Here is a 23,059-nt window from a genome sequence, read left to right as displayed (position 1 = left end):
TATGACCGCGGGCCAGAGCCCTCGCAGACACATCGAACCGGGGCCAGGGAGGTCCGGGGGGTCAGGCGGGGGTGTCGGTGTCCTCGTCGTCGCGCGGCCGCAGACGGCACCACCACTGGACGACCATGCCGCACACCGCGAGAAGCAGGGCGACGACGGCGTGCAGGACGAAGGGCGTGATCCGGTCGCGCTGCGACTGCACGTCCGCGTTGGGAAGCAGCACGAGGACGTTGGCGACGTACCACCCCGTCAGCACCGAGCCGGTCAGTGCCGCAGCCTGCGCGAGCACGAGCGTGCGGGCGGCCCGCAACGGCGAGACGGTTCCGTCGGAACGGCCGTCACGCACCTTGCGCACCTGCCACCCCGCGACGAGCAGGCCCGCCCCGAGGAAGACCATCACCGCGATCGCCACCCAGCCGGGTGACGGCATCTCGGCACCGCCCGAGGTGACCCAGCGCAGCAGCAGCCACGAGAGTCCCGTCGAGACCAACCCGGCGATGACGAGCGTCGTCGCACGGATGCCGGTGTGTGGTGTCACGGGTGCTCCCATCCGGGGCCGGGTCGCACACCCGCCGCGTCGAGGTCGGGCGAGACGGCGTCGAGCAGCTCGGCCACCCGGCGTATGCCGCCGTCCCCCGCTGCGACGCGCAACGTGGCCTCGGGGTCGGCGTCGAGCCAGGGCGCGAGCACGAAGGCACGCTCGGCGGCCCGGGGGTGCGGGAGGGTGAGCCTCGCGTCGTCACTGACGACCTCGCGCGGCCCGCCCGGGGTGCCGAACTGGATGAGGTCGAGGTCGAGAGTCCTTGCCCCCCAATGGATCTCGCGCGTCCGGCCGTGGGCCGCCTCGATGCGGTGCAGCTCGCCGAGGAGCGCGTCGGGCGGCACGGTCGACCGGCCCACAGCGACGGCGTTGAGGTAGGGAGGCTGCTCGGGCCCGCCGACGGGGTCGGTCTCGACGATCGAGGACACGCCCGTGAGGGTGAGGCCCGGCACCGTGCGCAGGGCGGACACGGCGGTCGCGAGCGTCTCGCCGCGGTCACCGAGGTTGGAGCCGAGGGCGATGACGACCGCCGCCCCACCCCGCCGCTCGAGCCGCACCTGCACGTCGGTGAAGGGCTGGCCGACCGGCGCCTCGGGCTTGTGCACGACGACCTCGACGACCTCGACGAGGTCGTGGCGCAGCACGTCGTCGGCGATGACCTCGGCGAGGCGCTCGATGAGGTCGAACGACGGACCAGTGATGCGGGCCACGACGTCGGCGGCCACCTCGGCGTAGTTGACCGTGGCGGCGAGGTCGTCGGTGCGCCCGGCTCGCTCGAGGTCGCAGGTCATCGTCACGTCGACGACGAAGGTCTGGCCGTCGCGCTTCTCAAAGGCGAGCACGCCGTGGTTGCCGCGGGCGGAGACACCCTGCAGGACGATGCGGTCGGCCATCAGCCGAGGTCGCCGTCGTCGTCGTGGTCGTCATGGAAGTCGTCGGGCGCGTGCTCGAGAGCGGCCTGGACCACCGAGAGAGCCCGCACCGTCGTCTCCACGTCGTGCACGCGAACGCACCAGAGGCCTGCCATCGCCGCCATCACGGACGTCGCTGCCGTCTCGGGGTCGCGCTGCGCCGCAGGGCGAGGCGGCTCGCCCTCGGCCCGGCCCAGCCGCCCGAGGAAGGTCTTGCGTGAGGCTCCGAGCAGGATCGGGTGGCCCAGGTCGTGCAACACCGGCAGCGCCGCGAGCAGCGCCCAGTTGTGCTCGGCGTGTTTCGCGAAGCCGAGACCCGGGTCGAGCACGAGGAGGTCCTCGGCCAGCCCGGCACCCAGCAGCGCGTCACGGCGCGAGGCCAGCTCGCGGCATACGTCCTCGACGACGTCGTCGTAGACGGCCATCGACTGCATCTCGGTGCTGTGTCCGCGCCAGTGCATCGCGATGTAGGGGACGCCGGCGGCGGCGACGGCGGGCACCATTTCGGGGTCGGCAAGCCCCCCGGAGACGTCGTTGACGAACGTCGCGCCGGCGGCGACCGCTTCGACGGCGACCTCGGCGCGCATCGTGTCGATGGAGACGACCGCCCCCGCAGCGGCGAGCCCGCGCACGACCGGCAGGACGCGGCGCAGCTCCTCGGCCACGGAGGGGCGCTCGGCTCCCGGCCGCGTCGACTCACCACCGACGTCGACGATGTCGGCGCCGGCCGCGAGCACGTCGAGACCGTGCGCGAGGGCTGCCTCGGGCTCGAACCACTCCCCGCCGTCAGAGAAGGAGTCTGGGGTGACGTTGACGACGCCCATGACGAGCGTGCGGTCGCTGACACCGAGCAGGGACGCCGCGTCGACGGTTTCGCGGTCTCCGGGGGTTGACGCTGTCATGGGCGCCATACTGTCGCGAGTCGGGTGCCGGCGGTCACTTGTTGCCCTCGAGCATGAGCGCCATGGCCTCTGCTCGAGTGGCCGCGTCACGCAGCTGGCCCCGCACGGCCGAGGTGATGGTGCTCGCCCCCGGCTTGCGGATGCCGCGCATCGACATGCAGAGGTGCTCGGCCTGGATGACGACGATGACGCCCTGCACGTCGAGGTGCTCGACGAGCGCGTCGGCCACCTGCGAGGTCAGCCGCTCCTGCACCTGGGGCCGCCGGGCATAGACCTCGACGAGGCGCGCGAGCTTCGACAGGCCCGTCACGCGCCCGTCCTGGCTCGGGATGTAGCCGACGTGCGCCACCCCGTGGAAGGGCACGAGGTGGTGCTCGCACGTGCTGTAGAGCTCGATGTCCCGCACGATGACCAGCTCCTGGTGGTCGATCATGAAGGTCGTGCCCAGGACATCGGCGGCGTCCATGTCGAGACCGGCGAAGATCTCGGAGTAGGACCGGGCCACCCGGGCCGGTGTGTCGAGCAGACCCTCACGCGTGGGGTCCTCGCCGATGGCCAGCAGCAGCTCGCGCACGGCCGCCTCGGCCCGCGCCTGGTCGATCGCCATCGGTCAGCTCTTCTCGCCAGGGTTGACGGGACGGTCGTCGGGGACCTCGATGATCTGCTGCGGCGGGTGCTCGTCGGCGAGCGGGTGCGCCCCGACGGAGGCCGCCTCGTCGATCTTCTCCTCGATCTCGCGGTCGGGAGCGACCGGCGGGGGCAGGTGACCGTTCTGGCCGTTCTGACCGTTCTGGCCGTTGCGCGCCGCGATCTCGCCGGTCGTCAGCACAGGGGGCCGGTCGCTCGGCACGCGGTCCTGAGAGGAGAGCCACGTCGGACGCTCCGGCACCCGGACGACCTCGGTGAAGATCTGGGCGAGCTCGGCCTGGTTGAGGGTCTCGCGCTCGAGCAGCTCGAGCACGAGCTTGTCGAGCACGTCGCGGTTCGCGTTGATCGCACGGTAGGCCTCGTCGTGGGCGGCCTCGATGAGGCTGCGCACCTCCTCGTCGACGATGCGGGCGATCTCCTCCGAGTAGTCGCGCTGGTGACCCATGTCGCGACCGAGGAAGACCTCGCCGGTGCCCTGGCCGAGCTTGATGGCGCCGATGCGCTCGGACATGCCGAACTCGGTGACCATCTTGCGGGCCATACCGGTGGCCTTCTCGATGTCGTTGCTCGCGCCCGTGGTGGGCTCGTGGAAGACGATCTCCTCCGCGACGCGGCCGCCGAGGGCGTAGGAGAGCTGGTCGAGGATCTCGTTGCGCGTCGTGGAGTACTTGTCGTCGACGGGCATGACCATGGTGTAGCCGAGGGCCCGGCCGCGCGGCAGGATCGTCACCTTCGTCACCGGGTCGGTGTGGTTGAGCGACGCGGCGACGAGGGCGTGACCACCCTCGTGGTAAGCCGTGATCTTGCGCTCCTTGGCCGACATGATGCGGGTGCGCTTCTGCGGCCCGGCGATGACACGGTCGATGGCCTCGTCGAGCGAGTAGTTGTCGATGATCTTCTTGTCGCTGCGCGCCGTGAGCAGCGCGGCCTCGTTGAGCACGTTGGCGAGGTCGGCACCGGTGAAGCCGGGCGTGCGGCGGGCGACGGCGAGCAGGTCGACGTCGGGTGCCATCGGCTTGCCCTGGGCGTGGACCTGGAGGATGTGGTTGCGGCCGAGCATGTCGGGGGCGTCGACGGCGATCTGCCGGTCGAAACGCCCCGGGCGCAGCAGGGCCGGGTCGAGGATGTCGGGGCGGTTGGTCGCCGCGATGAGGATGACGTTGGTCTTGACGTCGAAGCCGTCCATCTCGACGAGGAGCTGGTTGAGGGTCTGCTCGCGCTCGTCGTGGCCGCCGCCCATGCCGGCGCCGCGGTGACGGCCGACGGCGTCGATCTCGTCGACGAAGACGATGGCGGGAGCGTTGGCCTTGGCCTGCTCGAAGAGGTCACGGACGCGGCTCGCGCCGACACCGACGAACATCTCGACGAAGTCGGAGCCCGAGATCGAGTAGAACGGCACGCCTGCCTCACCGGCGACGGCGCGGGCGAGCAGGGTCTTGCCGGTTCCGGGCTGGCCGTAGAGCAGCACGCCCTTGGGGATCTTGGCACCCACGGCGAGGAACTTCGCCGGCTCCTGGAGGAACTCCTTGATCTCGGTGAGCTCCTCGATGGCCTCGTCGCAGCCCGCGACGTCGGCGAAGGTGACCTTCGGGGTGTCCTTGGTCGCGAGCTTGGCGCGCGACTTGCCGAACTGCATGACCCGGTTGCCGCCGCCCTGCATCTGGCCCATGAGGAACCAGAAGAGGCCGAGGATGATGATGATCGGCAGGATCGAGAAGAGGAGCGAGCCGACCCAGCTCTGCTGGTCGATCTGGTCGTCGACACCCTTCGTCGGCGGCTTGGCGTTGAGCGCGTCGACGACCTCCTGCCCGCGCGCGTCGACGTAGAAGGCGTAGACCGACTTCGCGTCCTTCACGCTGCCGTCCGGCGACGTGTAGGGCTTGATGAGCGTGAGCTCCATCTTCTCGTTGTTGAGCAGCTTGGCCGACTCGACGTTGCCGCTCGTGATCTGCTGCATCGCGGCGGAGGTGTCGATCCGCGGCGGTCCGGACTCGGAGAACAGCATGCCGAAGACGAGCGCGCTGATGAGGACCAAGATCCACAACAGTGGCGTGCGCAGTATCCGTTTGGCGTCCATGTACGTGCGAGGCCGACGGCCCCGGTCCTCCTGCTCGTCCGGTGAGTTGATCCACCGGCACAACGTCCGGCGTTCTACCAGTGTTCCGCATGTCGCGCTCGCGTGACGAACTGCCCGTGGCCACGCCGGGCGCAGGCGTCCGTCAGCCGGTGGCAGCGCGGAGCGCCTCGAGCACCCGACGGTCGATGCCCTCGGGGCTCAGCCGCGCCTCGTAGTTGGCGTTGCCGGCCCAGTCGGCCAGTGCCGTCGGGAGGTCGGCGGCGGCATACCCCGCCGTCGCGAGGCGCGAGCGCACCTCGTCGGCGAGCTCGCCCTCGAGGGGCTGCACGTCCTCGGGCTTGCCGAAGTACATCTCCCACTCCGAGAGCAGGCGGCCGAGCTCGGTCACGGGGTCGGCGTGGTCGTCGACGCGCAGGTCGGCGAGCACCCCGCTCGCGTCGTAGCCGGAGCCCGGCTCGACGGCATACATCGCGGCGCTCTGGCGCCCACGGGAGTCGCCGCCGGCCTCGTCACCCGCGACTAGCGCGGCGAGGAGGCGCTGCGCCAGCGGTCGCCCCGCCGACGCGTGCCACGCGCGCTCCATCGCCTCCACGACCTCGGGCCCCGTGAGGATGTTGCCCTGGATGGCGTATGCCGTGTCGCCCTCGTCGCGCGCGACGCCACCGGCCCACGCGTTGCACTCGGAGCCCGTGAAGGTCGCCGCGCTGCCGACGCCCACGACGCCGACCTGCCGGGTCTGCCGGCCGTCGTCGAGCGCCGTGGCCGCGGCGAGCGCCCCGTCGGCGGACTCGCCGGCTGCGAGCCGTCCGAGCAGCTCGTCGAGATAGCCGACCCGGGCGAAGGACTGCGTGGCGACGGCGCCGACCCCGATGCGGGCGGCCGGCACGACGGCTCCGACCGCGAGGAACTTGCTCGCGACAGCGACGCCGTAGGCCTCACCCTGCCGGGCGACGATGGAGAAGGTCACGCGCGGTCCTCAGGAGTAGACGTGCGGCGCGAGCGTTCCGACACAGCGCAGGTTGCGGTACTGCTCGGCGTAGTCGAGGCCGTAGCCGACGACGAACTCGTTGGGGATGTCGAAGCCGACGTAGCGCACGGGGATGTCGACCTTGACGACGTCGGGCTTGCGCAGAAGCGTGCAGATCTCGACCGAGGCCGGGCTGCGCGACTCGAGGTTGGCCTTGATCCACGAGAGCGTGAGGCCGGAGTCGATGATGTCCTCGACGATGAGGACGTGGCGGCCCGTGATGTCGGTGTCGAGGTCCTTGAGGATGCGCACGACGCCCGAGCTCTTCGTGCCCGAGCCGTACGACGAGACCGCCATCCAGTCCATCGGGGCGGTGCCGGGCAGGGCCCGCATGAGGTCGGCCATGACGACGACGGCGCCCTTGAGCACGCCGACGAGGAGGAAGTCCTTGCCCTCGTAGTCGCGCCAGATGTCGGCCGCGAGCTCGCCGAGGCGGGTCTGGATCTGCTCCTCCGTCAGCAGGACCGTCGCGAGGTCGTCTCCCATGTCGGTGTGGTCCACGAGGACTCCTCCGTGTGGTGGTGCGGTGGCAGGTGAGGTGGCAGGCGAACCGGGGCCTGTACGGCCCCCGGCCTGCCGTGCCAGACCATTCAACAGCACCCTTGCGGGCTCAGGCGCTCGCGGTCTCTCGCAACGGGGTGAAACGGATCTCCCGGCCCGTGCGGGCCACGGCGATGCCGCCAGGGACGTGGAGCGGGCCCTGCCCGTGCCACGAGGTGAGGAGGGCGTCGAGCGACTCGACGTGGGCCGCGCTGACGTCGGCCAGCGGCGCGCCCGCCTCGGCGGCGAGGAGGCGCCAGACCCGCGTGCGGATCGCACGTGGCAGCGCCGCGAGGGCCTCGAGGTCGACGCCGGGGTCGCCGGCCGCCTCGGGCAGCTGGGCGCGGGCCCGGATCGCGAGCGTCTCGAGGTGGTCGGCGTCCTCGCGCAGCAGGTCGGCCGAGCGCGCCAGCGCCGCAGCGAAACCCGGGCCGAGCTCGGACTCGAGCGTCGCGAGCAGCCGCCGGGCGCGCACGCGGCGGAACGAGTCGTCGCTGTTGTGCGGGTCGTTCCACGGCTCGATGCCGTATGCCGCGCAGGCCGCGAGCGTCGTCGCGCGCGGGAGGGCGAGGAGCGGGCGGATGTAGCGGTCCCGGCGCACCGGCATACCGCTGAGGGAGCGGGCTCCGGAGCCGCGGGAGAGGCCGAGGAGCACCTGCTCCGCCTGGTCGTCGCGGGTGTGGCCGACGAGGATGGCGACGGCGTTCAGCCGGTCGGCGACAGCCTCGATCGCGGCGTAGCGGGCGCTGCGGGCATCGGCCTCGAGGCCGGCGCCGGTCTGGCGCACGTCGGCCCGCACCACCTCGACGGGGTCGAGCCCCATCTCCCGGCAGAGCGCCGCGGCCGACTGCGCGACGTCGTCGGAGCCGGGCTGCAGGCCGTGGTCGACGATGACCGCGCCGGCGCGGATGCCGGCCCGGTCGCCCTCGAACGCGAGCGCCGCGGCGAGCGCGACCGAGTCCGGGCCTCCCGAGCAGGCGACGAGCACGGTCGCGCGCAGGGGAAGGTCTGCGAGGTGCTGACGCACGGCCAGCCGGGTCGCCGCGACGGCCGGGTCGGGGCCGCTCATCGGAGGAAGTCCGCTTCGCCGTGGACCCGCCGCACCCAGGCGGACGGGTCGACGATCTCCTCGGGCCGCGGGAGGGTCTCCGGCGAGGTCCACACGGCGTTGAAGCCGTCGCGGCCGACCTGGTCCATGACGGCGCGCACGAAGATCGCGCCGTCGCGGTACTGCCGCATCTTGGCCTCGAGGCCGAGCAGCTTGCGCAGCAGTCGGTCGATGCCGACGGCACCGTTGCGGCGCTGCTCGAACTTGCGGCGGATCTCGTCGACGCTGGGGATGATCTGGGGTCCCACGTCGTCCATGACGACGTCGGCGTGGCCCTCGAGGAGCGACATGACGGCCGTGATCTCGGCGATGCGGGCCTTCTGCTCCGGGGTGGCGAGGATCTGCCCGATGCCCTCGCCGGACGAGAAGACCTCGGGGAGGTTCTTCGTCAGCTGCTCGAAGCGCCTGCTGAGGTCGTCGGGCGTCGGCGCGAGGTCGACGGCGAGGCTCTGGGTGCGGCTGACCATGTGGTCGCGCAGCCACGGCACGGCGGTGAACTGCACCCGGTGCGTCTCCTCGTGCATCGCCACCCACCGCCGGAAGTCGGTGGGGTCGACCTCGAGGCGACGCTCGGTCGCGACGATGTTGGGGGCGACGAGGAGCAGGCGCGGGGTGCCCCCCGGGGCGAGGTCGTACTGCCCGAGCACCTTGCTCGAGAAGAACGCGAGCAGGCCACCCATCTCGGCGCCGGTCACCTTGCCGCCGATCGACGCCGCGGTCGCGCTGGGCGCCTGGCCCTTCTTGCGGGTGTTGAGCTTGTCGACGACGGGGTCGAGCATCGCCTTGAACGAGTCGACGTTGGCATCGATCCAGCCCGCCCGGTCGACGACGAGCACCGCCGGCGCGTCGTCCGGGGCGCGCAGCCGGCTCGTCTCGGCGACCGGACCGACCGCCGCGGCCGCAGCCGCGCGCAGGTCGGCCACGATCTCGGCGGCCTCGGCGCTCGAGACCTGCGGGCCGGGGCTGACGATGGTGCGGCCGGTGCGCTTCGCGAAGGCGTAGTCGACGTAGGCCACGGGACCGCCGCCCGAACCGTCGCTCGTCCCCGTCCCGGTCGTGACGGTCGTGTCGGTCATGCCAGTCCTCCCGGTGCCCTCATGGGTCCTGACGGCTCTGTCGTGGATCTGGTGCTGCGGTCTGGTCGTGCGATCTGGTGCTTCGCTCTGGTGGTGCGGTCGGACGCCTCGTACTGCCCGCGCTCGCTCAGCGACACCCGCAGGCGGCGAGAGTCGCTACAAATCGGTCCAACGCGGCACGCGCCTCGGTGGTTCCCGCGCCGGCGACCATACCCGCGAAGACGAGCAGGCGCCCGTCGTCGTCGACGACGCTTCCGGCGAGGGCGTTGGCGCCCGTCAGGGTGCCGGTCTTGGCCCGGGCGCGGCCCGCGGCGTCGGAGTCGGCCCCCGTGAAGCGGTCGTCGAGCGTGCCCGTGAGGCCACCGATGGGCAGCCCGTCGAGGGCCCGGCGAAGCACCGCGTGCTTGCCGTCGTAGCCGAGCACGAGGATGCGGGTCAGCAGATCAGCCCGCACGCGGTTCTCGCGGGAGAGCCCGCTCGCGTCGCGCAGGACCACCCCCGTCGTGTCGAGCCCGAGGGCGGCGACCTGCGAGACGACCCAGGCTCCGGTGTCGGCGAAGGTCGTGCCACCCCCCGAACGGAAGGAGGCCTGCCGGGCGAGGATCTCGGTCAGGGCGTTGTCGGAGTCGGTGAGGGCGAGCGCGAGCTGGTCGCGCACCGGGGCCGAGACGATCCGCCCCAGGACCGAGCCCGGGCCGGTTGCCGGTGGCGTCGTGGTCGTTGTGGTCGGCGCCGTCGTCGGCGTGGCCGGGGTGGCCGTCCCAGTCGTTCCGGCCGTGCCGGTGGGGGCGGTCGGCGCCGTCACGGACGGGGTGTCGCGAGGAGCGAGGGTGACGTCGATCCCTCGCCGTTCGAGCTGGCGGACGAAGAGGTCGCGCACGGCCGCGACCGGGTCGGCCGGCCCCACCCGCCCCCCGGTGGCACGCTGGCTCGAGAGCCCGAGCATCGCCACCGCGCCGGTGATGCCGGAGGGCCGGAAGCTCGGGTCCCACGTCGGCGCCACCCCGGGGCCGTAGGCGTAGCTCTCGTCGACGCGCAGGGTGACGGCGCGCACGCCCGCCTTCTTGAGGGCCGCGGTCACCTGGTCGGAGAGGTCCGAGAGCCCGGCGCGGCCGGCGACGGCCTCCGGGTCGCCCTTGCCGGGGTTGATGAGGGAGTCGCCACCGGCAACGAGCACGATCTCGTCGTCGGCCGCCCCGCGCTGCACGACGGTCTGCAGCGTGGCGTCCGGCGCGAAGGCCTGGCCGACCGCGGCCGCCGAGAGCAGCTTGGTCGTCGAGGCCGGGATGCGCAGCTCCGAGCCGCCCGCGTCGAACAGCACCTCGCCGGTCTGCCCGTCACGCACGACGAGGGCCGAGTCGGCGAGGGCCGGGCGCGCCACCACCGGACGCAGAGCCCGCGCAACCCCGTCAGCGGTCGGCGCCTCGGCGTCGCCCGCGAGCGGCGGCAACGGCTCCCCCACCGACGTCGACGGGGTCGGCTGCGGCACGACGGGCAGCGTGCGGGTGCCCGGGGTCTCCGTCGGGGCGGGCGGTGGGGCGGCGGTCAGCGTCAGCACTCCGGGGGCGGCGTCTGCGACGTCGAGGACGGCATACCCCAGCAGGATGGTGAGGACCGAGAGGATCGTGGCCATCGTGTAGGTGAGGCCGCGGACCGGGGGGCCCGGGTCGCTCGGCGACGTCGTCATGCCCACCCCCGTCCGTCGTTGTTTCGCGCGAGGCCGCACCTTGCTGCCACACTGTCGCGGACGATTCTGTCAGCCGCGGCCGTGAGCTCCCGCACGCGCGCCGCGCAGACGCGCTCGAACGCGTCGCGCAGAGTCAGCCGTAGCCACCCGAAGCACCTGAAGCACCCGAGAAGGGACAGCCGTGGAGTTCGACGTCACCATCGAGATCCCGCGCGGACAGCGCAACAAGTACGAGGTCGACCACGAGACCGGACGCATCCGGCTCGACCGCTACCTCTTCACCCCGATGGCCTACCCCGCGGACTACGGCTACATCGAGGACTCCCTCGGTGAGGACGGCGACCCGCTCGACGCGCTCGTGCTGCTGCCCGAGCCCGTCTTCCCCGGCGTCGTCGTCAAGGCGCGACCCATCGGGATCTTCCACATGACCGACGAGGCCGGTGGCGACGACAAGGTGCTCTGCGTGCCCGTCGACCCGCGCTGGGCGGACGTGCGCGACATCCAGGACGTCAGCGAGTTCATCCGCGGCGAGATCCAGCACTTCTTCGAGCGCTACAAGGACCTCGAGCCCGGCAAGCACGTCGACGCCTCCGAGTGGGGCGACTGTGCCGACGCCGAGACGATCATCGGCGAGGCGTTCGCGCGCGCCAAGGAGCAGGGCACCTCGACCGCCCGCTGGGCCATGCCCGAGGGCCACTGACCCGCGAGGCCAAGCCGGCAGGTATGCCGCCCTGCCGCACGAACGCAGCCCCGTCACCTGGTGACGGGGCTGCGTTCGTGTCTGGCGGTTGTGACTGGTCCCGAGCGGTTCGGTCAACTGGGCGATCAGTCGGCGTTCGGTGCTGTCAGAGCAACACCAGACACCTGGTGATCCGCCAGTTGATGCCGACCAGCACCGACGTGGATCAACTGGGCGATCAGTCGGCGTTCGGTGCTGTCAGAGCAACACCAGACACCTGGTGATCCGCCAGTTGATGCCGACGAGCACCGACGTGGATCAACTGGGCGATCAGTCGGCGTTCGGTGCTGTCAGAGCAACACCAGACACCTGGTGATCCGCCAGTTGATGCCGGCCGGCCGGTCGCTTGGAGATCTCATCGGGGGCCTGACGGCGTGGCCGGAGCACGAAGACCGCGACCAGCAGGGCCGTCGACGTGAAGACGGCCGAGGTGAGGAAGGCCGGCTCGACGCCGGGCACGAACTGGCCCGGAACCGCCTGTGACGCATAGACGCTCACGATCGCGGCCAGACCCACGGCGCCGCCCAGCTGCTGCGACGTCTGGAGCAGACCCGAGACCGTGCCAGCCTGCGAGCGGTCGACCCCGCCGAGCACGATGACCGTGACCGGCATGAAGACGAGCGCCGCCGAGACGCCATTGAGCACGAGAGCACCGAGGAGGTGGGCGGCATACGTGCTCGTCGTCGTGATGCTGCTCAGCCACACGAAGCTCGCGGTGAGCCCGAGGGTGCCGACGAGGAGCAGCGGGCGGGGCCCGACGAGGGCCACGAGGCGCGCGCTGACCCGCGACGTCGCGAAGATCGCGAGGCTGAGCGGGAGGAACGCCGCGCCGGTCGCGACCGGGCTGAAGCCGAGGACCAGCTGGAGGTACTGCGTCACGAGGAAGAACGTCGAGAACTGCGCGCCGACGACGAGCGCCATGAGCACGAGCGCCCCGGCGCGCGAGCGCTCCCGGACGAGGCCGAGGGGCAGCAGCGGAGCGGCGACGCGACCCTCCGTGCGCACGAAGAGGGCGAGGAGCGCCAGCCCGACGACGAACGACGCGAGGGTGATCGGCGAGCTCCAGCCGCGGTCGGCGGCGCTGATGAAGCCGTGGACGACCGAGACCGAGCCGAGCGTCGCGGTGACCGCTCCGACGACGTCGAAGCGAGCCCGCACGCGTGGTGTCTCGGTGACGAAGCGACGGGCGAGCACGAGCACGACCGCGCCGATCGGCACGTTGACGAAGAGCGTCCAGTGCCAGCTCACGAAGTCGGTGAGGGCTCCCCCGAGCAGCAGCCCGATGGAGGCGCCGGCCGACGACACGGCGGTGAAGAGGGCGAGACCGCGGTTGCGGGCGGCCTCGTTCCGGGCGCTCGTGGTGACGAGGGCGAGGACACTCGGGGCAGCGAGCGCCGCGCCGACGCCCTGGAGCGTGCGGGCCGCGATGAGCCAGGCCGGGGTGGTCGCGAGGCCGCCCAGCAGGCTCGCGACGGTGAAGATCGCGAGGCCGATCTCGAAGCTGCGCAGGCGCCCGAAGACGTCACCGAGTCGGCCGCCGAGCAGCAGCAGGCCGCCGAAGGCGAGGGTGTAGGCGTTGAGCACCCAGGACAGTCCGGCGGGGGTGAAGCCGAGGTCGGTCTGGATGTGCGGGAGGGCGACGTTCACGACGGTCGCGTCGAGCACGAGCATGAGCTGGGCGACGAGGACGACCCCGAGGCCGATCGCTGACCGTCGGGCGCCCGCGTCCGAGGGGGTGGTCGAGGAGGTAGTCGAGGAGGTGGTCGAGGGTGGCGTGGGTGCTGCGGCGACCGCAGCGGAGGTGGTGCTGGTCGACATCTGGTGCCTCAGTGTTCGTCGTGGTCGGAGTGGTCGGAGTGCTGGTGCGGCGTCGCGTCGGCGAGCGGCTCGCGGGCCATCGGGATGAAGGACGTGGGGCGCGGGCCGGCGGAGCGCGGGCGGCGCGGCACGAGGGGCGCGCGGTGCGTCGTCGCGAGGTGCGACATGTGGACGCGCTGGGCCTGTCGGGTGGGGCGGATCGTGGTGGTCATGGCTGCCGGACTCCTCTGTGACGACGGTCGGCTGTACGATTAACGGAGAGCCACTCCGGTTCTGCCTGACCGACTATATGGAGACTGTCTCCGTTTTAGCAAGGAGCTTTCCTGTGACGCCCCCCGAAGCTGCCAAGGCGGTTGCCGAGGCGACGCCTGCATCGTCGCCGGGATCCTTTGCTGCTCAGGCGGATTCGGCTGGCTCTGCGCTCCAGGAGGGTCCTCAGAAGCCGGCTCGGCCGATGCGCGCCGATGCCCGGCGCAACTACGACAAGATCCTTGCGACGGCCCGCATCGTCTTCACGGAGCGCGGCACGGACGCCTCGCTCGACGAGATCGCGAAGCGTGCCGGAGTGGGTCCGGGCACCCTCTACCGCCACTTCCCCACCCGCGAGGCCCTCGTCGACGGCCTCTTGCAGGACTGGACCGACCGGGTGTCGGCCGACGCCGACGCCGCCATCGCGACCGGCCTTCCCGCGCGCGAGATGCTGTCGGACTGGTTCGAGCACTTCATCGAGCACATCACGCTGCACCGCGGCGCCGCGAGCAAGATCGCGGCGGCCATGGACGACCCCGCCTCGCCGATGTATCGCAAGTGCCAGGTGATGGCGGACGCCAACCGGCGCGTCATCGACCACCTCGAGGCGCGCGGCGACCTGCGCCCCTCCGTCGACCCCGTCAACGTCATGCGTCTCGTGAGCGGGGTCGCGACGGTAGCCGACTCGAGCTGCACCGATCTCGACGTCACGCCGATGCTCGACGTCGTCGTAGACGGGATCGTCGCGCGCTGAGCCCTCCGGCAGGACTCGGGCAGGATGGGCGCCATGGACCTGCGCATCTTCACCGAGCCCCAGCAGGGCGCCACCTACGACGACCTGCTCGCGGTCGCCCGCACGGCCGAGGACCTCGGCTTCGACGGCTTCTTCCGCTCCGACCACTACCTGCACATGGGCGGCGACGGCGGCGCCGGCCCGACCGACGCCTGGACCACGCTTGCGGGACTCGCCCGCGACACCTCGACGATCCGTCTCGGCACTCTCGTCACCTCGGCCACCTTCCGCTACCCGGGGCCGCTGGCCGTCCAGGTCGCCGGCGTCGACCAGATGAGCGGCGGTCGGGTCGAGCTCGGCCTCGGTGCGGGGTGGTTCGAAGCCGAGCACACGGCATACGGCATCCCCTTCCCGCCGCTCGGCGAGCGCTTCGACCGCCTCGAGGAACAGCTCGCGGTCATCACTGGCCTGTGGGCGACGCAACCGGGAGAAACCTTCAGCCACAACGGTTCCCACTACCCGATCGTCGACTCGCCCGCGCTCGCGAAGCCGGTCCAGCAGGGCGGCGTGCCCATCATCATCGGCGGTGGGGGCAAGCGCCGCACCCCCGCTCTCGCCGTCCGGTATGCCGCCGAGTTCAATGCCGCTTTCGCGTCGGCCGCCGACTCCGGCCGGCTCTTCGAACGGGTCCGTGAGGTGGCCCGCGACGCCGGACGTGACCCCGCGACGCTGACCCTGTCGGCTGCGCAGGTGGTCTGCCTGGGCAACGACGAGGCCACCCTGGCCCGGCGGGCCGCGGCCATCGGACGCGATCTCGACGAGCTGCGCGCCAACGGGCTCGCGGGGTCCGCCGACGAGGTCGTCGACCGGATCGGCACCTTCGCCGAGGTCGGAGCCGAGCGGCTCTACCTCCAGGTTCTCGACCTGTCAGACCTCGACCACCTCTCCGACATCGCCGACGGAGTCCTGCGCCAGATGCCCTGACCCTGCCGACCAGCCCCGTCGCCGATCACGACCCAATCGAAAGAGCAGTTCGTCGGCTGCCCGCGGCTGTCCTGACTTGATATGCATAGGTTATCTATGTAATTTGGGACGAGTGACCGAACCGACGAGCCTGGGCAACGAGCTGCTGCGCTCGGCTGCGCGCCTCTCTCGCTGGGCCAGCCGACACGCCTCGTTCGACGTGCCGTTCGCCCAGGCCCGGCTGCTCGCCCTGCTCGACGAGCTCGGCCCGTCGCGGGTCAGCGCGCTCGCCGCCGCTGACCACAGCAGCCAACCCTCGATCACGACCCAGCTGCACCGCCTCGAGGCGGCGGGCTGGGTCGAGCGCGCCGTCGACCCCGACGACGCCCGGGCGAGCCTCGTCTCGCTCAGCCCGGCCGGCAAGGACGCCCTCGAGGACGTCCGCCGCGCTCGGGTCGCCGTGCTCGCGCCGGCACTCGACGGCCTCGACGCGACCGCGCTCGCGCGGGTCCGGGTCGCCATCGACGTGCTGGACGAGCTGCTCGCCGCCGCCGCCGAGCCCCCATCGCACCCCACCCGAAAGGACGGATGACCACCTCATGTGGCGTCAACCCAAGACCGTCTGGTCGATCGCCTTCGCCTGCGTGATCTCCTTCATGGGCATCGGCCTCGTCGACCCCATCCTCAAGCCGATCGCGGATGAGCTGGGAGCCGGCCCGTCGCAGGTCTCGCTGCTCTTCACCAGCTACCTCGCCGTCATGGGCGTCGCGATGCTCGGCACCGGGTGGGTCAGCAGCCGCATCGGCGCGAAGCGCACGCTCCTCGTCGGGCTCGCCCTCATCATCGTCGGCTCCGCCCTCGCGGGCAGCCAGGACACCGTCGGCGGCATCGTCGCCTTCCGCGCCCTCTGGGGCCTCGGCAACGCCCTCTTCATCGCGACCGCCCTCGCGACGATCGTCAACGCCGCGTCGGGCTCGGTGAAGCAGGCGATCATCCTCTACGAGGCCGCCCTCGGGGTCGGCATCGCGACCGGTCCGCTCCTCGGTGGCTGGCTCGGCGGCATCTCGTGGCGCTGGCCGTTCTACGGCGTCGCGCTGCTCATGGCCATCGCCTTCATCGCGACCGTGACGACGCTCCCCGCCACGCCGCGCGCCGAGCACCCGACGTCGATCACGGCGCCGCTGCGCGCCCTCGGCCACCGCGGCCTGCTCACCGTCGGCATCACGGCATTGCTCTACAACTTCGGCTTCTTCACGCTGCTCGCCTTCACGCCGTTCCCCCTGGCCATGGGCGCCCGCGAGATCGGCTTCATCTTCTTCGGCTGGGGCCTGCTCCTCGCCATCACGTCCGTCTTCGTCGCACCCGTCATCCAGCGTCGCTTTGGCACGCTCCCCGGCATCGTCGGGGCGCTGCTCGGCTTCGCGATCATCCTCGCGATCATGGCCATCGGCACCGACAACAAGACGGTGCTCATCGTCGGGGTCGTCGTCTCGGGTGCCTTCCTCGGCATCAACAACACGCTCATCACCGAGACGGTCATGAAGATCTCCCCGGTTGAGCGTGGCGTCGCGTCGGCGGCATACAGCTTCGTCCGCTTCAGCGGTGGCGCGGTCGCGCCGTGGCTGGCCGGCACGCTCGGCGAGAAGTCGATCCACCTCCCCTTCTGGGTCGGATCCGCTGCCGTTGTGCTCGCGGTCGTCGTGCTGCTCACCGCCCGCCGCCTCATCTCGGCTCTCGACGCCGAGCCCGACCACGGCGCGGAGCCGGTCGGCTCGCGCCTCGAGGCGGAGGCCGTCACCGTCGGCGACGCCTGACTCGCACCTCCCCCCGTCGAGAGGCCACTTTCTGCCGCCTCGTCTCACTCGAGAGGCCAGACTTCGTCGCGAGGTCTGGCCTCTCGACGCTGTCGCGAGATGGTCGCCCACCAGCACGGTCGGTCCCCGACCGAACCGAGGTATGCCGTCCGCCGCGCCCCGCACGTGGGTGCTGCCAAGCGACCCGCCATTTCCCCCCGTCAAGAGGCCACTTTCAGCCGCCTCGTCTCACTCGAGAGGCCAAACTTCGTCGCGAGGTCTGGCCTCTCGACGCTGTCGCGAGATGGTCGCCCACCAGCACGGTCGGTCCCCGACCGAACCGAGGTATGCCGTCCGGCGCGCCCCGCACGTGGGTGCGGCCAGGCGATCCGGCCTCCGCGCCGGGGGCAGCCGCCCGACCAAAAGTGGCCACTCGACGCGTCAGGCCCGACCAGGAGTGGCCACTCGACTCGATGCGGGCGACCAGAAGTGGCCACTCGACTGGATGCGGGCGACCAGGAGTGGCCACTCGACTGGATGCGGGCGACCAGGAGTGGCCACTCGACGGGTGAGGAGCGACCAAGTGTGGCCACTCGACTTGAGAGGTGGGGTGGGGGTGGGGGCCGGGTGTCTTTAGTGGAAGGTGACGGAGCGGCCGGCGCGCATCGCGGCATACGCCTCCGGGTCGGCCTCGAGCGCAGCGCGCCTGGCCTTGTGACGCCACCGCAGGATCTGCACGATGCCGAGCGCCCACACGGGGTACTGCACCGTCATCGCGAGCCGGAAGGCGTCGACGTCCCACGTCGAGGGGCCGGCCGGCGCGACACGGTCGAGCACGACGCCGACGAGTGCAACGGCGGCGAGCGTCGCGAGGAAACCGCCGGTGTTGACGATGCCGGAGGCGCTGCCGATTCGCGTCGGCGGGTTGAACGTGCGCGCGACGTCGAAGCCGATCATCGATCCCGGGCCACCGATCGCGATGAGCACGACGAGGACGACGAGCAGCCACATCGGGGCCCGCCCGGGCCAGAGCAGCACCACCGTCCACGCCGCGATGGCGGCTCCGACGATGACGAGCACCAGCGTGCTGCGCGAGAACGGGTAGCGCGCCGTCAGCGTGCCGATGACCGGGCTCGACACGATCGCCGTGACGACCATGAGCGAGAGCACGAGACTCGCCTGGCCCGACGTCAGGCCCTGCCCCGAGATGAGGAAGGGGAAGCCCCACAGCATCGTGAACATGTTGGCCGAGAACTGGGACGTGAAGTGGGACCACAGCCCGAGCCGGGTGCCGGGCACGAGCCAGGCGGCCCGCAGGGTGCGCCCGAGCGCCCGCAGCCGCATCTCGTCGCGGTGCTGGTCGACCCACGGGCTGTCCTTGACGAGCAGGACGAGGGCGATGCCCGTCACGACGCCGAAGGAGGCGGCGACGGCATACGACGGGGTCCAGCCGAAGGTGTGCAGCGCCGCCGCGAGGGGGCCGGCGGCGGCGAGCGCCCCCAGCTGACCGAGCAGCCCGGTGAACTGCGTGACGAGCGGTGTGCGCCGCGGGGAGAACCACAGCGCCGCGAGCCGCAGCACCGAGATGAAGATCATCGCGTCGCCCATGCCGAGCAGAACCCGGCACAGGAGAGCGAGGGCGTAGGAGTCGACGAAGGCGAAGGACAGCTGCGCCACCGTCAGGAGGGTGAGCCCGACCGCGAGCATCCGCTTCGAGCCGTAGCGGTCGAGCAGCGCCCCCACGGGCAGCTGCATGAGCGCATAGACGAGGACCTGCAGGATGGTGAAGGTCGACAGCTGCGCCGAGGTGATGCCGAAGCGCTCGGCGGCCTCGATGCCCGCGACGCCGAGCGAGGTGCGGTGGAAGACGGCGAGGACGTAGACCGAGATGGCCGCGCCCCACACCGCCCAGGCCCGGCGCCCGTCCAGCGGGTAGCGCAACCTCGGAGTGCCGGCGCGGCTCACCGCCTCGGGGCCGGGCACCGCCTCCGGTCCGGTCACCGCTTCGGGTCCGCTCACCGCCTCGGGCGCCGGCTCGGGCCCGGCCATCCGGTCGGCGTCGCTCACTCGTTCACGTCGGTCACGCGAGGGCTCAGTTCGCACCGATCATCGGGATCGACGGCTTCGGGGCCTTGGGCACGCAGTCGACGATCGCCTTGGCGACGGTCTTGCTCATGTCGGGCTGGAAGACGCTCGGGATGATGTAGTTCGGGTTGAGCTGCTCGTCGGTGACGACCGAGGCGATGGCGTCGGCGGCCTTGATGAGCATCTCGGTCGTCACGTCGGTGGCGCGCGCGTCGAGCAGTCCGCGGAAGACGCCCGGGAAGGCGAGCACGTTGTTGATCTGGTTGGGGTAGTCGCTGCGGCCCGAGGCCACGACCGTCGCCCGCTGCGTCGCCTCGTAGATGTCGACCTCGGGGTCGGGGTTGGCGAGCGCGAAGACGATTCGCTTCTCGGCCATCTCCTCGATCCACTCCGGCTGGAGGATGCGCGGCGCGCTGACGCCGATGAAGACGTCGGCGCCCTGGAGCCCGTCGCGCAGGGTGCCGGTGAGGCCGCGCGGGTTGGTCTTCTCCGCCAGCTCGCGCCACGCCGGGGTGAGCGACTCGTCGGCCTTGTTGAGCAGGCCCGGACGGTCGGAGACGGTGACGTCGACGGCGCCGGCAGCCAGCAGCAGCTGCACGATCGCGGAGCCCGCGGCGCCGCCACCCGAGACGATGATCCTCGCCTCGGCGAGCGTCTTGTCGGTGCAGCGCAGCGCGTTCTTCAGCGCGGCGAGCACGACGATGGCGGTGCCGTGCTGGTCGTCGTGGAAGACGGGGATCGAGAGCCGCTCGCGCAGCTTGGCCTCGACCTCGAAGCAGCGCGGGGCCGCGATGTCCTCGAGGTTGATGCCGCCGAAGCCGGGGGCGATGAGCTCGACCGTGCGCACGATCTCGTCGACGTCGGTCGTGTCGATGCAGATCGGCCACGCGTCGATGTCGGCGAAACGCTTGAAGAGCGCGGCCTTGCCCTCCATGACGGGCAGCGCGGCCATCGGCCCGATGTTGCCGAGGCCGAGCACGGCCGAGCCGTCGGTGACGACGGCGACGGAGTTGCCCTTGATCGTCAGCTTCGAGACGTCCTCGGGGTGCTCGAAGAGCGCCTGGCTCACGCGGCCGACGCCGGGCGTGTAGGCCATCGCGAGGTCCTGGCGGTTGCGCAGGTTGACCTTGGACTCGACGGAGATCTTGCCGCCGAGGTGCATGAGGAAGACGCGGTCCGACACCTTGTGCACACGCACGCCCTCGAGCGTCTCGACGGCGTCGACGACCTCCGTCGAGTGCTCGGCGTTGCTCGCCGAGCAGGTGAGGTCGATGACGAGGCGGTCGGGGTGCGAGTCGACGATGTCGAGCGCGGTCGTGATGCCGCCGCTCTCCGCGACCTTGACCGCGAGCGCGCCGATCACCGCTGGGTCGGTGCCCGCGTGGATCCGCATCGTGATCGAGTAGGACGCAGTGGTGGCACGGGCTCTCTGGATCGACTCAGTCACGGCGCAATCGTCCCACGATCCGAGAATGACCCCCGACCTCGTCCCGAAGACCGATCAGTAACAAGCCGGAGCCGCCACAATGCGCGCCCCGACACCCCGTGCCCGCGCTCCGACAGGCCACCCCCGACCACGCGGGTATGCCGTCCGGCCGGCACGGCGACCACGCGAAGTCCCGGGAATCCGGCGGGCGGCATACGACAATGGGGCGGTGAGCTCGCCCGGGGAGAAGACCACACTGACGAGACCGCAGGGTCTGACGCACGCCGAGGTGGCCGAGCGGGTCGCCCGCGGCGAGGTCAACCGGCTGTCGGAGCGCACGTCGCGCTCGATCGGCGAGATTGTGCGGGCCAACGTGCTGACCCGCTTCAACGCGATCCTCGGGGCGCTGTTCGTCCTCGTCATGATCACGGGCTCGTTCGCCGACGGGCTCTTCGGGATCATCCTCGTCGTCAACTCGGCGATCGGCATCGTGCAGGAGTACCTCGCCAAGCGAAAGCTCGACCGTCTCGCGCTGCTCAACGCGCCGACGACCCGAGTGGTGCGCGACGGCGAGGTGACGGTCGTGCCGACGACCGACGTCGTCAAGGACGACCTCATCGAGCTGCGCACCGGCGACGAGGTGCCGGCCGACGGCACCCTGCTGACGAGCGCCGGGCTCGAGCTCAACGAGGCCAACCTCACCGGCGAGTCCGACCCGGTGGCCCATGGCGAGGGCGACGCGATCATGTCGGGCACGAGCGTCGTTGCCGGCTCCGGTCGCTACCACGCGAGCCAGGTGGGGGCGCAGGCCTACGTCAACCGGATCGCGGCCGACGCGCGCAAGTTCACCCGCACGCGGTCGGAGATCCAGGACTCGATCAACACGCTGCTGAAGTACATCACCTGGGTCATCGCCGCCGCCCTGCCCATCACCATCTGGTCGCAGTGGAACACCGTCGGCGAGCAGGGCTGGCAGCAGGTCGTCATCCGCTCGGCGGCGGGCGTCGTCGGCCTCGTGCCGGAGGGGCTCGTCCTGCTGACCTCGGTCGCCTTCCTCCTCTCAGCCGTGCAGCTCACCCGGCGCAACGTCCTCGTGCAGCAGCTGCCGGCCGTCGAGGGCCTCGCGCGCGTCGACGTCGTCTGCATCGACAAGACCGGCACGCTGACCGTGGGCGAGATCGCCTTCGAGGGCGTCACCGCGCTCGACGGCCACGACGAGGACGAGATCCGTTGTGGGCTGGGCGCGCTCGCCGACGACCCCAACGCCAACGGCACGCTCACTGCGGTCGCTGCGGCCGTCGAGTCGCCCGGCTGGAGCCGCACGCAGACCATCCCGTTCAACTCCGCACGCAAGTGGAGCGCAGCCTGCTTCGACGGTCACGAGACCTGGCTGCTGGGCGCGCCCGAGGTGCTGCTCGACGGGCCCGGGCCGATCCGCGACGAGGTCGAGCGCCTGGCCGACTCGGGGCGGCGCGTCGTGCTGCTCGCCCGCAGCGCCGAGCACCTCACCGAGGCTGTGCTGCCCGCCGACCTCACCCCGTGTGCCCTCGTCACCCTCACGGAGCAGGTGCGGCCCGATGCCCGCACCACCCTCGACTTCTTCCGCGAGCAGGGGGTGCAGGTCAAGGTCATCTCCGGCGACAACCCCGTCACCGTCGCCGCCGTCGCCCGGGCCGTCGGCCTCGAGGTGGGCGAGCCGGTCGACGCCCGCACGCTCCCCGACGACCAGGACGCGCTGCGCGAGGTCCTGGGCCGCACGACGGTCTTCGGGCGGGTGACGCCGGAGCAGAAGCGCGCCTTCGTCCACGCCCTGCAGGCCGACGGGCACGTCGTGGCCATGACGGGCGACGGCGTCAACGACGCGCTCGCCCTCAAGGACGCCGACATCGGTGTCGCCATGGGCAACGGCGCGCAGGCGACCAAGGCCGTCGCCGAGCTGGTCCTGCTCGACGGACGGTTCTCGCACCTGCCCGACGTGCTCGCCGAGGGCCGTCGGGTCATCGGCAACGTCGAGCGGGTCGCGAACCTCTTCCTCGCCAAGAACGCGATGAGCCTCGTCGCGATCCTCGCGGCCGCCGTGCTGACCGTCCCCTTCCCGTTCCTGCCGCGGCACCTGACCCTCGTGTCGGCCGTGACGATCGGCATCCCGGCCTTCTTCCTCGCGCTCGGGCCCAACCGGCGGCGATACCTCCCGGGCTTCCTCGGGCGCATCCTGCGCTTCGCCGTGCCGGCCGGTGCCATCGCCGGCCTCGCCGTCATCGCCTCCTACCTGCTCGCCGGGAGCAGCTACGGCGTGCCCAAGGACGAGTTCGTCTCGCGGTGCGCCGTCGAGGCGGGGGCCAAGACGGTCAGCGACGTCGCGTGCTGGCAGCCCGGCACCGGGGCCACCATCACCCTGCTCGTCGTCTTCTTCTGGATCCTCATCGTGCTCGCCCGGCCGTTCCGACCGTGGAAGGTCGTCCTCGTCGGCTCGATGATCGGCCTCGCCGTGCTCGCCTTCACCGTGCCTTTCGCCCGCACCTTCTTCAACTTCGACGCGCCCGCGCCCCTCGTCTGGCAGTCGCTCGCAGTCGGGGCCGTCGGCGCGGCGCTCGTCGAGCTCGTCTACCGCACGTCGTCGGCGGTCAAGGCGGCCCACCACCTGCCCGACTGAGGTCGACTTGGTCACGGAACGGCGACCAACCGTCTCCCCGGGCAAATCGGGTGATACCTTCCGCAGGCATGCTGCCAAGGGGG

General features: G+C 71.4%; 20 protein-coding genes. 6 read left to right on the top strand and 14 right to left on the bottom strand.

Annotated features, from left to right (window positions below):
* Positions 1–61: 61 nt before the first annotated feature.
* The 10 genes from FHX52_RS22710 to FHX52_RS22665 all read right to left on the bottom strand — a co-directional run bounded on the left by FHX52_RS22710 (position 62) and on the right by FHX52_RS22665 (position 10,517).
* Positions 62–538 (bottom strand): DUF3180 domain-containing protein, encoded by a 477-nt coding sequence (locus FHX52_RS22710; RefSeq protein ID WP_141824588.1) that lies wholly within the window; start codon positions 536–538, stop codon positions 62–64.
* Positions 535–1,434 (bottom strand): 2-amino-4-hydroxy-6-hydroxymethyldihydropteridine diphosphokinase, encoded by a 900-nt coding sequence (folK, locus tag FHX52_RS22705; RefSeq protein WP_141824587.1) that lies wholly within the window; start codon positions 1,432–1,434, stop codon positions 535–537. Before folK ends, FHX52_RS22710 begins: the two co-directional genes overlap by 4 nt.
* On the bottom strand, positions 1,434–2,354 hold the full coding sequence (gene folP, locus FHX52_RS22700; RefSeq protein WP_141824586.1) for a dihydropteroate synthase: 921 nt from the start codon (positions 2,352–2,354) through the stop codon (positions 1,434–1,436). The genes folK and folP overlap by 1 nt, the downstream gene beginning before the upstream one ends.
* A gap of 34 nt (positions 2,355–2,388) precedes the next feature.
* The gene (gene folE / locus FHX52_RS22695; RefSeq protein ID WP_141824585.1) at positions 2,389–2,961 is read right to left on the bottom strand and encodes a GTP cyclohydrolase I FolE; all 573 of its coding nucleotides are present in this window, start codon (positions 2,959–2,961) and stop codon (positions 2,389–2,391) included.
* A gap of 3 nt (positions 2,962–2,964) precedes the next feature.
* A complete protein-coding gene (ftsH, locus tag FHX52_RS22690) occupies positions 2,965–5,079 on the bottom strand; it encodes an ATP-dependent zinc metalloprotease FtsH (protein ID WP_141824584.1) in 2,115 nt (704 codons plus the stop codon).
* A 142-nt stretch (positions 5,080–5,221) separates the two neighbouring features.
* Positions 5,222–6,046, bottom strand: a complete 825-nt coding sequence (locus FHX52_RS22685; RefSeq protein ID WP_141824583.1) for a DUF1028 domain-containing protein — start codon at positions 6,044–6,046, stop codon at positions 5,222–5,224.
* 9 nt (positions 6,047–6,055) lie between these two features.
* Positions 6,056–6,607 (bottom strand): hypoxanthine phosphoribosyltransferase, encoded by a 552-nt coding sequence (gene hpt, locus FHX52_RS22680; protein WP_141824582.1) that lies wholly within the window; start codon positions 6,605–6,607, stop codon positions 6,056–6,058.
* Between the two features lie 109 nt (positions 6,608–6,716).
* Positions 6,717–7,715: a tRNA lysidine(34) synthetase TilS gene (gene tilS, locus FHX52_RS22675; protein ID WP_141824581.1), complete on the bottom strand. Its 999-nt coding sequence runs from the start codon at positions 7,713–7,715 to the stop codon at positions 6,717–6,719.
* On the bottom strand, positions 7,712–8,830 hold the full coding sequence (locus FHX52_RS22670) for a zinc-dependent metalloprotease (RefSeq protein ID WP_141824580.1): 1,119 nt from the start codon (positions 8,828–8,830) through the stop codon (positions 7,712–7,714). Before FHX52_RS22670 ends, tilS begins: the two co-directional genes overlap by 4 nt.
* A 127-nt stretch (positions 8,831–8,957) precedes the next feature.
* Complete coding sequence (locus tag FHX52_RS22665) at positions 8,958–10,517, bottom strand: D-alanyl-D-alanine carboxypeptidase/D-alanyl-D-alanine-endopeptidase (protein ID WP_141824579.1); 1,560 nt, start codon at positions 10,515–10,517, stop codon at positions 8,958–8,960.
* A 181-nt stretch (positions 10,518–10,698) separates the two neighbouring features.
* Here FHX52_RS22665 and FHX52_RS22660 point away from each other — a divergent pair, with 181 nt between their 5' ends.
* Positions 10,699–11,217: an inorganic diphosphatase gene (locus FHX52_RS22660; protein ID WP_141824578.1), complete on the top strand. Its 519-nt coding sequence runs from the start codon at positions 10,699–10,701 to the stop codon at positions 11,215–11,217.
* A gap of 309 nt (positions 11,218–11,526) precedes the next feature.
* Here FHX52_RS22660 and FHX52_RS22655 read toward each other — a convergent pair whose 3' ends face one another.
* On the bottom strand, positions 11,527–13,074 hold the full coding sequence (locus FHX52_RS22655; RefSeq protein ID WP_246070341.1) for an MFS transporter: 1,548 nt from the start codon (positions 13,072–13,074) through the stop codon (positions 11,527–11,529).
* Positions 13,075–13,082: 8 nt separating this feature from the next.
* On the bottom strand, positions 13,083–13,286 hold the full coding sequence (locus FHX52_RS22650; RefSeq protein ID WP_141824577.1) for a hypothetical protein: 204 nt from the start codon (positions 13,284–13,286) through the stop codon (positions 13,083–13,085).
* 242 nt (positions 13,287–13,528) lie between these two features.
* On the opposite strand from FHX52_RS22650, the gene FHX52_RS22645 reads away from it, so the two are divergent.
* The 4 genes from FHX52_RS22645 to FHX52_RS22630 all read left to right on the top strand — a co-directional run bounded on the left by FHX52_RS22645 (position 13,529) and on the right by FHX52_RS22630 (position 16,833).
* A complete protein-coding gene (locus FHX52_RS22645) occupies positions 13,529–14,077 on the top strand; it encodes a TetR/AcrR family transcriptional regulator (protein WP_141824576.1) in 549 nt (182 codons plus the stop codon).
* 33 nt (positions 14,078–14,110) lie between these two features.
* Positions 14,111–15,040 (top strand): LLM class F420-dependent oxidoreductase, encoded by a 930-nt coding sequence (locus FHX52_RS22640; protein WP_141824575.1) that lies wholly within the window; start codon positions 14,111–14,113, stop codon positions 15,038–15,040.
* A 112-nt stretch (positions 15,041–15,152) separates the two neighbouring features.
* The gene (locus tag FHX52_RS22635; protein WP_141824574.1) at positions 15,153–15,611 is read left to right on the top strand and encodes a MarR family winged helix-turn-helix transcriptional regulator; all 459 of its coding nucleotides are present in this window, start codon (positions 15,153–15,155) and stop codon (positions 15,609–15,611) included.
* Positions 15,612–15,618: 7 nt separating this feature from the next.
* Entirely contained in the window at positions 15,619–16,833 is a 1,215-nt protein-coding gene (locus tag FHX52_RS22630; protein ID WP_141824573.1) for an MFS transporter, read from the top strand.
* A gap of 612 nt (positions 16,834–17,445) precedes the next feature.
* Here the strand turns inward: FHX52_RS22630 and FHX52_RS22625 are convergent.
* Both FHX52_RS22625 and FHX52_RS22620 read right to left on the bottom strand, forming a co-directional pair.
* Positions 17,446–18,879: an MFS transporter gene (locus FHX52_RS22625; protein ID WP_246070340.1), complete on the bottom strand. Its 1,434-nt coding sequence runs from the start codon at positions 18,877–18,879 to the stop codon at positions 17,446–17,448.
* 25 nt (positions 18,880–18,904) lie between these two features.
* On the bottom strand, positions 18,905–20,344 hold the full coding sequence (locus FHX52_RS22620) for an NAD-dependent malic enzyme (protein ID WP_185747438.1): 1,440 nt from the start codon (positions 20,342–20,344) through the stop codon (positions 18,905–18,907).
* A 208-nt stretch (positions 20,345–20,552) separates the two neighbouring features.
* On the opposite strand from FHX52_RS22620, the gene FHX52_RS22615 reads away from it, so the two are divergent.
* Positions 20,553–22,976, top strand: coding sequence for an HAD-IC family P-type ATPase (locus FHX52_RS22615; protein ID WP_246070339.1), 2,424 nt, complete (start codon positions 20,553–20,555; stop codon positions 22,974–22,976).
* Positions 22,977–23,059: the final 83 nt, after the last annotated feature.

This window comes from Humibacillus xanthopallidus (assembly GCF_006717145.1).
GTDB lineage: Bacteria > Actinomycetota > Actinomycetes > Actinomycetales > Dermatophilaceae > Humibacillus > Humibacillus xanthopallidus.
The sequence above is the reverse complement of the archived record's forward strand: the minus strand, read 5'-3'. Positions and strand labels throughout refer to the sequence as shown.